Here is a 14,538-nt window from a genome sequence, read left to right as displayed (position 1 = left end):
CCCAGCGGCCTGCTCACGGCGAACCGGCCGGCCTCGCACAGCCGGCAGACGAGGACCTGCGGGCATTGTTCGGGCAGTCCATTGCCGTGTTCGCCGTCCTCGCGGGCCAAGGGCACGTCCTCGAGATCGCGAACCCGGCGTTCGTCGCGACCATCGGTGCGGACCGGGCCCGTCTCGGTGCCCCGCTGGCCGAGCTGATGCCGGAGCTGGCCGGTCAGGGCTTCCTCGATCTGCTGGACCAGGTCTACCGCACCGGCGAGCCCTACACCGGCCGCGACGCGCGCGTGGTGCTGGGCACCGGACCGCAGGCACGGGAGGTGTACTTCGACTTCACCTACGAACCGCGCCGCGACAGCACCGGCACCGTGATCGGCATCCGGGTCATCGGCGTCGAGACGACCCAGGTCAGAAACGCCCAGCGGCTGCTGACCAAGCACCGTGCTCTGCTGGAACAGATCGCCCGGCAGGCGCCCCTGGCCGAGGTGCTCGACGGGATGGCCCGCAGCATCGAAAGCCTCTCCCCGCACGGAGTGCTCGTCTCCGTCCTCCTCGCCGACCCGGACGGTCGGCACTTGCGCCACGGTGCCGCGCCGAGCCTGCCCGACTTCTACAATCAAGCCATCGACGGCATCGCCACCGGTGAAGGGGTCGGCTCCTGCGGCACTGCAGCTCACCGGCGTGAGCCCGTCATGGCCACCGACCTCGCCACGGATCCGTTCTGGGTGGACTTCCGCGACCTGGCCGAAGCCGCCGGGCTGGCCGCGTGCTGGTCGACGCCGATCCTGGCCCGCGACGGACACCTGCTGGGCACCTTCGCCATGTACCACCGCACCCCACGCACCCCGGAAGACATCGACCTCGCCCTGGCCCGTCTCTTCGCCGACACCGCGGCCCTGGCGATCGAGCGCCACCACATCGAACAGGCGAAACTCGCCGCTGAGGCAAGCGCCAAGTCGGCCCTCGAAGAGCTCGCAAAGACCGTCCGCGCAGAGCGGCAGCTCCGCGCCGACGCCGAGCAACGCGCCGAAGCTGCTGCGGAACTGAACGCCCGGATGCGTGCCGCCGCCGCAGCCCAAGCCAGCCAGCCCCACCCAGAGCAGTGTCAGCTCGGAGGCGCCGCTGACTGCACCGAACCAGCCGAACTCAAGATCGCCGACTCGTGGGGCGACTCGGCCTGGGGCTGCCCCGCCCACGTCGAGGAAGCCATCATCAACGTCCGATCGGTGTTCATCGCCAGCGAAGAACTCGGCGGCCTCAACGCTTACCTCCACCGCTCCGCCAGACCGTGAACATCACCGCAGCACGACCGCCGGCGTCCGATCCGTTGCACGGCCTTGCACACCGCGGGATCGGGGCATCGGAGAGCTCATCGTCGAGAAGTTCGGCGTAGCGGGCCATCACGCCGGCGTGTCGAGGCGCTGCTCGGCGGGGTCGTCGCTGGTCGTGGTGGTTGATCCGCCGAGGCGGCGCGCGGCATTGACCAGACCGACGAGGGTGAACGCCTGTGGGGTGTTGCCGAGCTGTCGCGCCGCGCCCGGGTCGTATTCCTCCGAGAGCATGCCGACGTCGTTGCGCAGGGTGAGCAGCCGTTCAAACAGCGTGGCCGCCTGTTCGCGCCGTCCGATGCCGTGCAACGCTTCCACCAGCCAGAAGGTACAGGCCAGGAAGGCGCCTTCGGTGCCGGGCAGGCCGTCGACGCCGTCGTGCTCGGGTCGGTAGCGCAGCAGGTAGCCCTCGTGGCACAGCTGTTGCTGAACGGCGTCGACGGTACCGATGACGCGGGGATCGTCGTAGGGCAGGAAGCCGACCCGGGGCAGCATCAGCAGCGCGGCGTCGAGTGCGGTGGATCCGTAGTACTGGGTGAAGGTGTTGCGGGCGGGGTCGTAGCCGTGAGCGCAGACGTCGGCGTGGATGGCGTCGCACGCTGCTCGCCATCGGTCGACCGGGCCGGGCAGCCCATGTTCTTGGACGGCGGTGGTGGCGCGGTCGAATGCTGCCCAGGCCATCACTTTGGAGTGCACGAAGTGCCGTCTGGGGCCACGAACCTCCCACAGGCCGTTGTCGGGGTCCTGCCAGTGGTTTTCGAGGAAGTCGAGCAGGGCGCGTTGGACGTCCCAGCCGTCGTCGGTGGCGGCGATGCCGGCCTCGCGGCTCAGGTGCAGCCCGTCGAGGACTTCACCCCACACGTCGAGCTGAAACTGCCCGGCGGCCGCGTTACCGACCCGGACCGGACTGGCGCCCTGGTATCCGGGCAACCAGTCCAGAGTGGACTCGGGTAGGCGGCGGGTGCCGTCGAGGCCGTACATGATCTGCAGGTCGGCCGGGTCGCCGGCGACCGCGCGCAGCAACCACTGCCGCCACGCTGTGGCTTCGGCGATGTAACCGGTGCCCAGCAGCGCCTGAAGGGTGAATGTGGCATCACGCAGCCAGCAGTAGCGGTAGTCCCAGTTGCGGACGCCACCGACCTGTTCGGGCAGCGAAGTGGTCGCGGCGGCGACGATGCCGCCGGTCGGCGCGTAGGTCAGCGCCTTCAGCAAGATCAGTGAACGGCGCACAGCGTCGGTCCACGGCCCGTCGTAGGTGTGCCGGCCGATCCAGTCATCCCAGTATCGGCGGGTGTCACGCAGCGCCTGCTCCGGGTGCGCCGACTTCGGCTCCGGAAGATGGGAGAGTTGATGGGTGAGCACGAAGGTGATGCGCTGACCGGCCGTGACGGTGAACTCGGCGGTGGTGCTGCGGTCACGGCCGTGCAGGGGCACGTCGGTGTGCAACCAGACCGCGTCGGGCCCGGCGACGGCGGAGATGCCGTTGTCCTGGTGCCGCACCCATGGCACGACATGGCCGTAGTCGAAGCGCAACGAGAGTTCCGAGCCCATCCGTACCGAGCCGGTGACGCCTTCGACGATACGGACGAGGTCGGCGGCTTCGCCGCGCGGTGGCATGAAGTCGATCAGCCGCACCGTGCCGTCGCCGGTGTCCCACTCCGTTTCCAGTATGAGCGTGTCGCCCGCGTACCGGCGGCGTGTTGCTTCACCGGCACCGGTCGGGGCGATGCGCCAGCGGCCGTTGCTGTCGTCGCCGAGCAGGGCGGCGAAGCAGGCCGGTGAGTCGAATCGGGGCAGACACAGCCAGTCCACCGATCCGTAGCGGCTGATCAGCGCGGCGGTGTGCAGGTCTCCGACCAGGGCGTAGTCCTCGATGTTCGACGGCACGCCGCGTCACCGTCCCTGGTCAGTGAGGGTCAGAACGACCTTGATGTCGTCCGGGCGGGCGGTCAGCGCGTCAGCGAAACGCTCGAGGGGTGTCCGGCGGGTGATCAGCTGATGCAGCCAGCCGAGATCGGCCTGTGCGAGCGCCTGCGCGGCGAGCTGGTAGTGGCGCAGATTGGCGTTGACGCTGCCGACGACGACGTCGTTCTCCAGCACGATCTGCCGGTTGTCGGCGCCGGCGTCGATGGTGATCGTCCGGCCGGCGGTGGAGACGCCGGTCAGGCAGGTGATGCCGTAGGTGGCGGTGTTGGCGATGGCGTCGAACACCACCGATCCGGCCCCGGTGGCCTCGATGACGATGTCCGGTCGCAGCTTGCCGGCGACGTCGGTGACGGGGTCGTGGTGGTAGGTGGCACCGAGCGCGGCGACGGCGTCGACCTTGGGCCCGTCGGTGACCCGGTCCAGGACGTGCACGTCCAGGCCCCGCTGGACGCCCAGCAAGGCGGCGAGCAGCCCGATCGGGCCGGCCCCGGTGACCAGTACCGTCTTCGGATCGTTCCAGGCGCGGGCGCCGATCCGGTCGATCTGTTCCCAGGCCTTGGCGACAACAGTGGTCGGCTCCATCAGCATCCCGACGTCAGCGAGCCGGGAGTCGAGGGTGACGGCGTAGTCGGTCTCGACGGTCCAGAGCTCGGCGGCGTAGCCGTCGAGCTGTTTGATGCCGCGTTCGGTGTAGCGGCCGTTGCGGCACATGTCGAACTCGCCGTGCGCGCACGCCCCGCAGGGCACCGGGTCAGGTCGGCGCACCACGCCGACGACCAGGTCGCCGGCGGTGAAGGCGCTGCCCGGTGGGGCCTGACGGACGCGGCCCAGCGACTCGTGGCCGAGGATGAGCCGGTCGCGGCCGGGCGGTGCCCAGCCGTAACTGCCGGCGACGATCTCCCGGTCCGTGCCGCAGACTCCCAGCGCCAGGCCTTCGACCAGCAGTTCGTGGTCGCCGGCGACCGGATCGGGAAGGTCGTCGATCCAGGCCGGGCCGGCGGTTCCCGGTTGCACGGTGAGGGCACGCATGTGGTCTCCCAACAGATCGATGCGAACGGTGAGATCCCGTTCGGGCTCAGGTGCCGGTGTGCGCCACTTCCGGATCGGCGGTGTCCAGCGGCACCGCGGCCCCCGGCACCAGGCCGAGCTGGGTGTCGGGACGGCGCCCGGCGGCGGCGAACAGCCACGCCGCGGTGGTCCGAACATGGTTGGCCGGCAGGGCGGCCAGGTGGTAGCCGCGGGTCACCGCCAGAGCAGGCAGGCCGGTCAGGGCCACCCCGAGCGGGTTCGCGGCGGCGGCTCGTCCGCCGAGATCGACGGCGAAGCCGAGGCCGGCGTCGACCACGAGCCGCCCCTGATCGGTAGGAAGGCCGATGGTCTCGACCAAGGGGTCCGGGCGCACGCCGACACACCGCACCAGCGTGCGGCTGGCCACGAACGTGCCGTCGTCCAGGTGCACGCCCGCGGCGGTGGCCTCGGCAATGGAGGTGCCGGTGCGGATCTCGGCTCCGCGTTCCCGCAGAGTCCGCGTGGCCGCGTCGGACAGGCGCCGGTCCAGGTGAGCCAGGATCCGCTCCCCCTGGTCGACCAGCAGCCAACGCGGACGCACCTCGGCCAACCGCGGGTGGCGGGCGGCGACCTGCGCGGTCAGCAGTTGCCCCTGGGCGGTGACTTCGGTGCCGGTGTACCCGGCGCCGACCACGATGACGGTGCACCGCGCCTGCCGCTCGGCGGGATCATCGCTCGCGGCGGCCATCTCGACCTGCCGGATCAGATGGTCGCGCAGGTAGAGCGCCTCAGGAAGACCGCGGAAACCGTGGGCGTTGTCGGCAACCCCGGGAACGGGTAGCAGTTTGTTGACGCTGCCGACGGTCAGCAGCAGCCGGTCGTAGCGCAGTTCGCCGTCGCGGCCCTCCGGGTCGCGGTAGACCATTCGTCGTTGACTCGGGTCGATCCCAGTGGCCTGGCCGAGGACGATGCGCACCCCGGACAGGGTGTCGGCCAACGGGACGGTGACCGGCCGAGGTTCGAGGACGCCCCCGGCGACCTCTGGTAGCAGCGGCGGGTAGAGGAAGTAGTCGGTCGGGTTCAGCACCGTGATCCGAGTCGTGCCGCGCAGGCGTTTCGCCAAGCGCCGCGCGGCGTGATAGCCGGCGAACCCAGCACCCACGATGACGATGTCCTCGTTGCCCACGGCGATCCTTCCCCTGGCGGACGTCTGGCGCGATCAGCGGGCGAGTCTCAGCCGCGCCGGCTGGGCCAGAACCAGGCTGCCGCGGTCGAGCTCGTAGGTCGTCGGCCGTTCGCCGCCGCTGATCCGCAGCCGATGCTCGCTGACCAGCTGGTAGGCCGACCTGGCCGGCTCCACGACCAGCGACGGGGTGAGCACGCGGATCGTCGGTGCGACCGTGGGCGGCTCGCCGGCGGCGAGATGCAAGTGGCGCAGTGCCCAGGTCACGAAGATCGGCGAGTCGTCCAGTCGCAGGACGAGGGCGCCGGTGAGTCGATCGGGGTCGTCGATACCGGGGAGCGGCGACGCCGGGTAGCCGCTGTGCGCCGGCGATCGTCCGAGATCACCGGATTCCGCGGTACGGCAGGACCAGCCGCCGTCACGGTCGCGGCTCATCCGCAACTCCCGGCTCCAGTCCGCGCCTGCGCAGGTCACTGTGAGCGCGTTGACCGCGTAGCTGGTGTCGATCTCGGCGTGGAAGCGAGTGGTATGGGGCAGCACCCCCGCGACCACGGAACATCCGGTTACGGTGCGCGGCTCCGTCTCGGACGGGAAGACGAGCTCTGTGCCGACTATGTCGGTGCGCTGCCACACCAGCGGCCCGTACGGGCCGCGGTCTCCGCCGGTGAGCACGGGTCCTGGCGTGTGAGTGATCCGGGCCGAGTCGACGCTCATGATCATCACCTTTCGGCGTGCGTGACATCTGCGGGGGCAGGAAGCAACGGGACGGTCGACGCTTGTGCCGTGACGGCGTGGAGGGTGGTGTCGGCGGTGTCGAATCGCGTCATCGCTTCGGCGCAGTGGTATCCGGCGTTGTCGAGCTGTCATCGCGGCGGCGGCGTCCGCGCGTCAGCCCTGCGACGATTCCCTCCACCATCTGTTCCAGATAGTTGAAATCCGGCACTGCGACTGCCTCGGCGCGGGCATGCAGGTTCTCCGAGGTCACGGTGTCGTCGATGCGAGCCACATGGTGTTCACCGTTGGCGTCCATGTGTCCTCCTCTTCTCTGCCTGTCGCACTCCTCCTACCGTGCACTAGACCATCATTGCACTATGCAAGTGTTCTTGCCAGGGCTGTCGCAGTGAGATATCAGCGCCGCGCGTCACGGGTCGATGGGCTCATGTGTCCGCGAGCGTCGCTTCGTCGTCTCCCATGTCGTCGCGGTGTGCGGCCCAGCCGAGCCACCAGTCCTTCTCGCCGATCTCCCCGGCCGCTTCGGCGAACGCGGTGAGCGCTTGAGTCACGGCCGGCTGCCACAGTTGTGCGGTGGCGGCGACGAGCTGTTCCAGATCGGCGCGACGGCGGGTGAGGACCTGCTCGACGACGTCGTGCCCCGCCGGGGTGAGCCGGACCCGTACGACCCGGCGGTCCGTCGTCGAGCGCAGGCGCCGGACCAGGCCCTTCCGGATCAGGCGGTCGAGCATGCGGGTGCCGGTGGACGGGTTGACCTGGAGTTCCTCGGCGATGTCGATACTGCGCTGCGGGCCGCGTACGGCCAGCACGACCAAGGCGCGGAACTGCGGCAGGGTGACCTCGCCCTCGACGGCAGCCAGGGAGCGCGCGGTCAGCCCGACGAACGCGCGGCTGGCCAGCATCAAAGCCTGCACGGCGGCCTCGCCGGCCTCCGAAGAAAGTTGTTGCATAGGGCCATCATTGCAGTGCGTTTTCGTCCTTCTCCCGCGGCTTCAGCCGATCCGCCGAGGAGAGCGGCCCTGTCCGGGAAATCGAGGACGCCGCGAGCGACGTTCCTCGCTGTCGGTGCTTCGGGTCCCGGGGTGAGCGCATCGATGCGCCATCGTTGATAAGCGGGTTGACCGGACCAGAATGCCGGAAAAGGCAAATGAGGGCCGGGTATGTCAATCGCCTTCTGGGGCGCTCCACACGGACCAGGATTTGCGATCGACTCGGCCAAAGCCTCCCCCGAGTCGTCGGCTGGCTCGCCAGGAGTCGCAGCGAGGGACAATTACGGTTGCTCTCCCCAGCGCTGAGTAAATGATCTCGTAACGCTTCGGCGGTCCGGTACACAGACGCGTTGCTCCGTTCGGACTGCGGTCGAGGCCAAATGTCGTCATTTCCCCTGGCGGCGGTAATGGTGGACCACCAAGGAGACGGCACAGGTGAGGGCCGTTGCGCCGAAAAGGGCCCCGACCACGGTACTGGCGGTGGTAGTACCGATCGAAGACGCGATCGCGTTGGCGGCGATGCTCACAAAGAGCAGCAGCCACAGCATCGGTCGTAGCGGGCTACTGTTCGGTGAAATGTGATCAGTCATGAATCCACGCTAGAACCACAGGGCGGCCAGAACGATCCTGCCACCGCGACAAAACGCAGTACAGCCTGCTGTACTGCGTCGCCCGTGGGCGTGGCATAGGGTCACTTCCCAACAGCAACTGGAGGGTAGAAATGCGCCGTTATGCAGGCGAGCGGATACGAGCCGCAGTCGACGCCATAGAACATTTGGTGGGGGGTCTCAGCACTGCCGTCCTTGCCCTCGCGGCAATGCTCTGCCTGTTCAGCGTGCTGGCCTTGAGCATCTGCGGCGTCGGAATCCTGCTCGTTCCGAGCGCCTTGCGGGCCGTGCGATCGGTTGCCGACCGCGAACGGGGACGCCTTTCCCGCTGGGGACCGGATGTCCTCAGTCCACCCCCGGTACCCGACCACGCCATCTCCGCGTTGCGGGATCCGGCCGTGCGTCGCGAACTCGTGTGGGTGCCGGTACACGCCATCTTCGGGCTCGCGGTGGGACTGCTCGGACTGACCTTGCCGCTCGCTGCGGTGCAGGATCTGACCTTCCCGTTCTGGTACCACCTGGTGCCGCCCGAGGCGGGCGCGCCAAGCCTGGTGTTCTGGAGAATCGACGGGTCAGCAGACGCCATCACCGTGTCATTGTTGGGCCTCGGCTTGATGGCAGTGCTCTTCGGCGCAGGCCAATCGATGGCTCGCATGCAGGCCTGGCCTGGTCGTCGCCTGCTGGCGCCTGTTGCCGGCACCGACCTCAGCTTGCGCGTCGCCCAGCTGACCGCCACCCGGGCTGCCGCTCTGGACGCGCACGCTGCCGAGTTGCGACGGATCGAGCGGTCCTTGCACGACGGTACCCAGAACCACCTGGTCGCGGTCGCTGTGCTGCTCGGCGCGGCCAGTCGGGCCTGGACACGTGATCCGCCGGCCGGCCGGGAGCTGCTCGACCGCGCGCAACAGGCCACCGAAAAGGCTCTCGGCGAACTCCGAACGGTAGTGCGCGGCATTCTGCCGCCGGTGCTCGACGACCGAGGGCTCGCCGGCGCGCTCGACGGCCTGGTCGCCGGATGCCCTCTCCCATGTCGTCTGGACGTTCACCTGCCCACCCGATGCGCCGTGTCGGTCGAAGCAACCGCCTATTTCGTGGTGGCCGAAGCGCTGACCAACGCGGCCAAGCACAGCGGTGCCACGAGCATTGCGGTCACTGTTGCCGTGGACCAGGAGACCAGTCGGCTTCGGCTCAGCGTGAGCGACGACGGCTGCGGCGGTGCCGATGAGAGCGGCGGATCCGGCCTGACCGGCATACGACGCCGGGTCGAGGCATACGACGGCAGATTCGAGCTGACCAGCCCGCCCGGGGGGCCGACGATGATGGATGTGAAGCTGCCGTGCGGATTGTGATTGCCGAGGACGACGCCCTTCTGCGGGAAGGCCTGGCACTGCTGCTACGGGCGGAAGGACTCGACGTGGTGGCGACCGCCGGCAGCCCGGCCGGCTTCCTGACCGCCGTCGACCAGCACGAGCCCGATGTCGCGATCGTGGATGTACGGATGCCACCCACCCATACCGACGAGGGCATCGTCGCCGCCGGCGAAGCTCGCCGCCGGCAGCCGGGGCTGGCTGTATTGGTACTCTCCGCCTATGTCGAGCACACCTTCGCCACGGAGCTGCTCGCCGGCGGCGCGGAAGGGCTCGGCTATCTGCTCAAGGAGCGGGTCGGCAGGGTAGAGGAATTCCTCACCGCCCTGCGACGCGTTGCGGACGGCGGCACTGCGGTCGACCCTGAAGTGGTCGGGCAGCTTCTCGCCCGCAGCCGCCCGGACACCGCCCTGGACCGGCTGACCCCGCGCGAGCGAGACGTGCTGTCACTGATGGCTCAGGGACTCGGCAACACTGCCGTCTCGGGGCGGCTGTTCATCACCGAGGGCGCGGTGCACAAGAACATCCGCAACATCTTCGCCAAGCTCGGCCTCACCGAGCTCGACCAGACCGACCGCCGGGTCACCGCTGTGCTCCGTTTTCTTGAGGACACACAGCGATAGTGGCGCGGAGTGGCTCAAGGCCTCCGGTCTGCCGACGACATGCCCTTTGGGGTGGGGAAGGAAGGGCACGAAATGGCAGGTCTACGTAGAGCTGTGCCTGACGACGCGGCTGCGCTGGTCCGACTCCGCGTCACCATGCTGGAGGCGATGGGGGCGCCCGTCGGCGACGCCACGGCGTCTTGGCGGGCCGCTGCCTTGGACTGGTTCGCCCGTTCGCTGAGCGACCCGCAGGTCTTCGCCGCGTTCGTGGTCGAAGATCCCGAACGCGGCATCGTGAGCAACGCCTCCGGCCTCTGCGACCGGCACGCGCCAGGGCCCGGCAATCCAGGAGGGCTGCGTGGTCATGTCTTCAATATCAGCACCGAGCCACACGCCCGCGGACGTGGCCACGCCCGGGACTGTCTGAACGCACTCCTCCGCTGGTTCGCCGACGACACCACGGTCAGCGTGGTGGACCTCAACGCCACTCCGGGCGGCGAGCGCCTCTACCGCACGCTTGGATTCGCGCCGCCCCGTCACCCCGCCCTGCAACTGCGCCGGGATCAGATGTAGGACTCCGGACCGGAGTTTCAGATTCTCGCTCGTGCCCTCCGCGCTCGTCGCTGCAGAAGGACTTGACGCCGACCTCGGTGGCCGGCTGACACGCGTCGGCTGTCAGTCAGAGTGGAACGTGAGGGTGGTCAAGGCCGAGGCGGTGGCGATGTAGGCCCGGACGGTCGTCCGCCGGCCGTCCGTTCCACCCCGCCACCGCCACGGCAACTGGGGTGCCTGCTGTACCAGGAGTTGCCCGCAGGCTGCATGGCCCGGCGCATCGCGTCGCCATAGGTTCCTTGCACACCTCTTGAGCAGCAAACCTTCGGGAAGGCAAGATCATGACCATCCACAGTGCCCCAGCCGTACGCCGCCCCGCAGTCGCCGAGTCCGACGCCGTGCGGGTGGAGGCACTGACCAAGACGTACGGCAGCGCAAGCCAGCCGGTCACCGCGCTCGCCGGAGTGGACGCGACGTTCGTTTGCGGCACGTTCACCGCAGTCATGGGCCCCTCCGGCTCCGGCAAGAGCACGCTGCTGCAGACCGCCGCCGGGCTGGACCGGCCCACGTCCGGTCGGGTGTGGGTGGGCGGCACCGAACTGTCGAAGATGTCCGAGACCAACCTGACCAAGCTGAGGCGCACCACGATCGGGTTCGTGTTCCAGGCGTTCAACCTGATCGGCGCGCTGAGCGTGGAGGACAACATCCTGCTCCCGTTGCGCCTGTCCGGCACTCGGCCGGACCGTGGATGGCTGGACGAAGTGGTCCGCCGGGTGGGGCTGACCGATCGGCTCCGGCACCGACCAGCCGAGCTCTCGGGCGGGCAGCAGCAGCGGGTCGCGATCGCCCGTGCGCTCGCGATGCGCCCCGAGGTGATCTTCTGTGACGAGCCGACCGGCGCCCTTGACACGCAGACCGCGGCCGAGGTGCTCGCGCTGCTGCGGTCCGTCGTCGACGACGCCGGCCAGACGGTGATCATGGTGACCCACGACCCGGCGGCCGCCTCGTACGCGGACCGGGTGCTCCTGCTCGCCGACGGCCGGATCGTGCGGGACCTGCCGCAGCCCGGCGCGGACCGCATCGCCGAACACCTGGCCTCGCTGGGCCACGGCCGGCACGTGACACAGGAGCGCTGAGCGATGCTGAAGTTGACCGTACAGATGCTGCGCCGCCGCGTCGGCGCCGTGACCGCCACCCTGATCGCCCTCACCGTGGGCGTCATGATCCTGATGAGTGTCGGCACGCTCGTCGAGTCCGGCCTGCGCTACCAGCCGGAACCCCAGCGGTACGCCGCCGCCGACGCGGTCGTCGCCGACCTCGAAACCTCGTTCACCGCCAAGGGGCCCGACGGCTCGGCCGAGACCTCCGCCGTGCCACTGCCCGAGGGCGGCACCCTTCCCGCCGCGCTGGCCGACCAGGTCCGGCAGATCCCGGGCGTCGCGTCCGCGGTCACCGACGTGTCGTTCAGCGTCGTGCCGCTGGCCACGCCCTCGGTTGCCGCCAGCGGCCACGGCTGGGCGAGCGCCGTGCTCACCCCGTACCGTCTGATCGCCGGCGCCGCGCCGGACGCCGCCGGCGAGATCGTCCTGGACGCTCGCCTGGCCGGGGCGCTCAAGCCCGGCGCCACCACCCAGGTGCTGGTCGGCGGCTCCGCTCGTAGCTACACCGTGAGCGGGATCGCCCAGGCGGACGACACCGGCGGACCGGCGGCGGTGTTCTTCACCGACAAGCACGCCACCTCCCTCTACCCCCACCCAGGCCGGGTCGCCGCGGTCGGCGTGCTGATCGCGCCCGGAGCGGACCGAGCCGCGGTCACCGCGGCGCTGCGGAAGCCGGCCGGCGACGCCGGCGGCGAGGTCTACACCGGCACCGACCGAGGCAAGCTCGAGGCGTCCGAGGAGATCGCCGCCAAGGGCCTGCTGCTCCAGGTCGGCTTCATCTTCGGGTTGTACATGGCGCTGATCGTCCTGCTCGTGGTCGCCGGCACGGTCGGACTGTCCGTCCGGCACCGTCGCCGCGACCTCGCGCTGCTGCGGGCCATCGCCGCCACCCCCGGCCAGATCCGCCGGATCATCATCGGCGAGGCCGCAGTGCTCGGCGTCATCGCGGTGGCGCTCGGCATCCCGGCCGGCATCCTCGCCACCGGCTGGACCCACGACGAGCTCGTGAACCGCGGATTCCTGCCCAGCTCGTTCCCGATGCACGGTGGCCTGCTCGCCGCTCTCGCGGTGGCGGCCGCCACCGTGTTGGTCGCGACCGGGTCGGCACTGATCGCGGCGCTGCGGGTGGCCCGCATCCGGCCCACCGAGGCACTCGGTGAGATCGCCGTGGAGCGGCGCCGCAGCGGCAAGGTCCGCCTCGTGGCCGGACTGGCCACGTTGGCCGGCGCGGCCTTCATGACCACGGTCAGCACCGCCACCAACGGCCAGACCGCCATCAGCGCCGCGCTCGGCATGCTCTGCCTGTTCGTGCTGGCGGTCGCGCTGCTCGGCCCGTGGGTCAATCTGGCTGCGGCCCGGCTGCTCGGGCCGGTGCTGCGGCGGGTGTGGGGCGCCAGCGGACACCTCGCCGCGGCGAACTTGCGGGCCAACGCCCAGGGCATGGTCACCGTGCTGACTGCCCTGGTGCTCTCCGTCGGCTTCGGCGGCTCGGTGTGGTTCCTGCAGGACAACCTGCAACGCCAGGCGGTGACCCAGAGCCGGGACGGCATGCTGGCCCAGGACGCCGTGATGTCGGCGACCGGGCTGCCCGACGAGGCGATCACCGCGGTGCGGCGGATCCCCGGCGTGCAGGCGGCAACCGGCGTGCGGAGCACCTCGGTCCTGGTGACCACGCTCGGCGCCGGCGAGGCGATCAGCGCCCAGGGCGTCGACCCGCAGGCCGTCACGCAGACCATGGACCTGCGGGTGTCCGAGGGCGCCTTGGCGGACCTGAACGACACCAGCGTCGCCGTGTCCACCCTGCAGGCCTCGACGCACGGCTGGAACGTGGGCGACAGGATCAAGCTGTGGCTCGGCGACGGCACTCCGGTCGAGCCGACCGTGGCGGCAATCTACGAACGCGGCTGGGGTTTCGCCGACGTGACGCTGAGCCGCTCCATGGTCACCGGGCACACCGCGTCCAACCTCGATGACCAGATCCTGGTCCGGTCCCGGCCCGGCGCCGACGTGGCCGCTCCGCTGGCCGCCCTGACCGAGCAGTTCCCCGGCACCGGGATCATCGACACCAAGACGCTCTCCGGCCAGATCGCGAAGGACATCGCGGTGAGCGCCTGGTTGAACAAGCTGCTCATCGGTGTGCTCATCAGCTACGCCGCGCTGGCCGCCGCGAACACCATGGTGCTGGCAGCGTTGGCCCGCGGCCGGGAGCTCGCCCTGCTGCGCCTGGTCGGCGTCACCGGCCGGCAGGTCAAGCGAATGGTGCATGCCGAGCAGATCGGTCTGCTGGGCACGTCGCTCCTGATCGGCGGCGCGGCCGCGGCCGTGACGCTGGTGTCGGTGGTCAACGTCATGACCGGCAACCCGGTGCCGTACGTGCCGCCCATGGGGTGGGTTGCGGTGATCGGAGGGACGACGCTGCTGGCTCTGCTGACGACAGTGCTTCCTGTGGGGAGGCTCCTGCGGATCCCACCGGTGCAGAACATCGGTCTGCGGGAGTAGGCCGAGCACGGCAAGATTTCCGGGCCGGCAGCCGAAAGAGGGCTGTCGGCCCGGTCACGGTCACGGCCGCTAAAGCTCTACAGCCATGGCAGTTCGTTGGGGACACGGTGGCGACATCGACACCGTCCGCGACGACGGCCGTTGGTCTGGCCGAGGGCGAGGGATGCCAGGAGCACGCCGTGGCGCTGCCCGCCGGTCGGGTGACGGGCGGGCAGCGCGGGCTGGGTGACGGGACTATAGGCCGGTGCTGGTGTGAGCGGACGACCGCGAGGACGTGACCTGTGTTGCCTCGCCCGGCGGGCGAGCAGTTGGTCGTCCCTCGATCCGAAGGATCCGGGGCGCCCGCCGTTTCTTGATCAGACTCCCGCTTGAATATGACGACGGCCGGGTCGCTGCGGCTACCGGCCGATGTCGAGGACGACCTTGCCGTAGATCCGTCCCTCGATAAGCGCCCGGATCCTGGTGCCGGCGTCCTTCCAGCTGTCGCGCCTAGCGATGCCCGGTGTCAGCGTGCCGTCCGTGACCCGCGCAGCCGACCACTCCACGTCTGCGGACAGCCCGGCATAGGGGCCCAGGAAGCAGGAAGC

14 protein-coding genes are annotated in these 14,538 nt (G+C 69.8%); 6 read left to right on the top strand and 8 right to left on the bottom strand.

Annotated features, from left to right (window positions below; translation table 11 throughout):
- Window positions 1-65: 65 nt before the first annotated feature.
- Window positions 66-1,289 carry a GAF domain-containing protein gene (locus tag ACWEOZ_RS10635; RefSeq protein WP_451910481.1) on the top strand — a complete coding sequence of 408 codons (1,224 nt, stop codon included), beginning with the start codon at window positions 66-68 and terminating at the stop codon, window positions 1,287-1,289.
- Window positions 1,290-1,397: 108 nt separating this feature from the next.
- On the opposite strand, the gene ACWEOZ_RS10630 is transcribed toward ACWEOZ_RS10635, so the two are convergent.
- The 7 genes from ACWEOZ_RS10630 to ACWEOZ_RS10600 form a co-directional block, all read right to left on the bottom strand.
- Window positions 1,398-3,212, bottom strand: a complete 1,815-nt coding sequence (locus ACWEOZ_RS10630; protein ID WP_451910480.1) for a glycoside hydrolase family 15 protein — start codon at window positions 3,210-3,212, stop codon at window positions 1,398-1,400.
- Window positions 3,213-3,218: 6 nt separating this feature from the next.
- Entirely contained in the window at window positions 3,219-4,280 is a 1,062-nt protein-coding gene (locus ACWEOZ_RS10625; RefSeq protein ID WP_451910479.1) for a glucose 1-dehydrogenase, read from the bottom strand.
- Window positions 4,281-4,326: 46 nt separating this feature from the next.
- Complete coding sequence (locus tag ACWEOZ_RS10620; RefSeq protein WP_451910478.1) at window positions 4,327-5,445, bottom strand: NAD(P)/FAD-dependent oxidoreductase; 1,119 nt, start codon at window positions 5,443-5,445, stop codon at window positions 4,327-4,329.
- Between the two features lie 33 nt (window positions 5,446-5,478).
- On the bottom strand, window positions 5,479-6,156 hold the full coding sequence (locus tag ACWEOZ_RS10615; protein ID WP_451910477.1) for a putative glycolipid-binding domain-containing protein: 678 nt from the start codon (window positions 6,154-6,156) through the stop codon (window positions 5,479-5,481).
- A gap of 109 nt (window positions 6,157-6,265) precedes the next feature.
- Complete coding sequence (locus ACWEOZ_RS10610; RefSeq protein WP_451910476.1) at window positions 6,266-6,472, bottom strand: hypothetical protein; 207 nt, start codon at window positions 6,470-6,472, stop codon at window positions 6,266-6,268.
- A 127-nt stretch (window positions 6,473-6,599) separates the two neighbouring features.
- Complete coding sequence (locus ACWEOZ_RS10605) at window positions 6,600-7,124, bottom strand: MarR family transcriptional regulator (protein WP_451910475.1); 525 nt, start codon at window positions 7,122-7,124, stop codon at window positions 6,600-6,602.
- Between the two features lie 425 nt (window positions 7,125-7,549).
- Entirely contained in the window at window positions 7,550-7,753 is a 204-nt protein-coding gene (locus tag ACWEOZ_RS10600) for a hypothetical protein (protein ID WP_451910474.1), read from the bottom strand.
- 131 nt (window positions 7,754-7,884) lie between these two features.
- Between ACWEOZ_RS10600 and ACWEOZ_RS10595 the strand changes: the two genes are divergently transcribed.
- The 5 genes from ACWEOZ_RS10595 (at window position 7,885) to ACWEOZ_RS10575 (ending at window position 13,951) form a co-directional block, all read left to right on the top strand.
- A complete protein-coding gene (locus tag ACWEOZ_RS10595; protein ID WP_451910473.1) occupies window positions 7,885-9,120 on the top strand; it encodes a sensor histidine kinase in 1,236 nt (411 codons plus the stop codon).
- Window positions 9,108-9,761: a response regulator transcription factor gene (locus tag ACWEOZ_RS10590; RefSeq protein WP_451910472.1), complete on the top strand. Its 654-nt coding sequence runs from the start codon at window positions 9,108-9,110 to the stop codon at window positions 9,759-9,761. Before ACWEOZ_RS10595 ends, ACWEOZ_RS10590 begins: the two co-directional genes overlap by 13 nt.
- Before the next feature lie 93 nt (window positions 9,762-9,854).
- The gene (locus ACWEOZ_RS10585; RefSeq protein WP_451910471.1) at window positions 9,855-10,313 is read left to right on the top strand and encodes a GNAT family N-acetyltransferase; all 459 of its coding nucleotides are present in this window, start codon (window positions 9,855-9,857) and stop codon (window positions 10,311-10,313) included.
- Between the two features lie 320 nt (window positions 10,314-10,633).
- Window positions 10,634-11,428, top strand: a complete 795-nt coding sequence (locus ACWEOZ_RS10580; RefSeq protein WP_451910470.1) for an ABC transporter ATP-binding protein — start codon at window positions 10,634-10,636, stop codon at window positions 11,426-11,428.
- Between the two features lie 3 nt (window positions 11,429-11,431).
- Entirely contained in the window at window positions 11,432-13,951 is a 2,520-nt protein-coding gene (locus ACWEOZ_RS10575) for an FtsX-like permease family protein (RefSeq protein WP_451910469.1), read from the top strand.
- A 398-nt stretch (window positions 13,952-14,349) separates the two neighbouring features.
- Here ACWEOZ_RS10575 and ACWEOZ_RS10570 read toward each other — a convergent pair whose 3' ends face one another.
- Window positions 14,350-14,496, bottom strand: coding sequence for a hypothetical protein (locus tag ACWEOZ_RS10570; RefSeq protein WP_451910468.1), 147 nt, complete (start codon window positions 14,494-14,496; stop codon window positions 14,350-14,352).
- Window positions 14,497-14,538: the final 42 nt, after the last annotated feature.

The sequence above is a fragment of the Actinoplanes sp. NPDC004185 genome (assembly GCF_053603475.1).
Note: the sequence above shows the minus strand (reverse complement) of the source record. Positions and strands in the feature narration are given on the sequence as shown.

Excerpts from the sequence above, each read along its gene's own strand:
- ACWEOZ_RS10575 (WP_451910469.1), top strand. The coding sequence starts at position 11,432 with ATGCTGAAGTTGACCGTACAGATGCTGCGCCGCCGCGTCGGCGCCGTG.
- ACWEOZ_RS10615 (WP_451910477.1), bottom strand. The coding sequence starts at position 6,156 with ATGAGCGTCGACTCGGCCCGGATCACTCACACGCCAGGACCCGTGCTC.
- ACWEOZ_RS10625 (WP_451910479.1), bottom strand. The coding sequence starts at position 4,280 with ATGCGTGCCCTCACCGTGCAACCGGGAACCGCCGGCCCGGCCTGGATC.
- ACWEOZ_RS10595 (WP_451910473.1), top strand. The coding sequence starts at position 7,885 with ATGCGCCGTTATGCAGGCGAGCGGATACGAGCCGCAGTCGACGCCATA.
- ACWEOZ_RS10610 (WP_451910476.1), bottom strand. The coding sequence starts at position 6,472 with ATGGACGCCAACGGTGAACACCATGTGGCTCGCATCGACGACACCGTG.
- ACWEOZ_RS10580 (WP_451910470.1), top strand. The coding sequence starts at position 10,634 with ATGACCATCCACAGTGCCCCAGCCGTACGCCGCCCCGCAGTCGCCGAG.
- ACWEOZ_RS10605 (WP_451910475.1), bottom strand. The coding sequence starts at position 7,124 with ATGCAACAACTTTCTTCGGAGGCCGGCGAGGCCGCCGTGCAGGCTTTG.
- ACWEOZ_RS10600 (WP_451910474.1), bottom strand. The coding sequence starts at position 7,753 with ATGACTGATCACATTTCACCGAACAGTAGCCCGCTACGACCGATGCTG.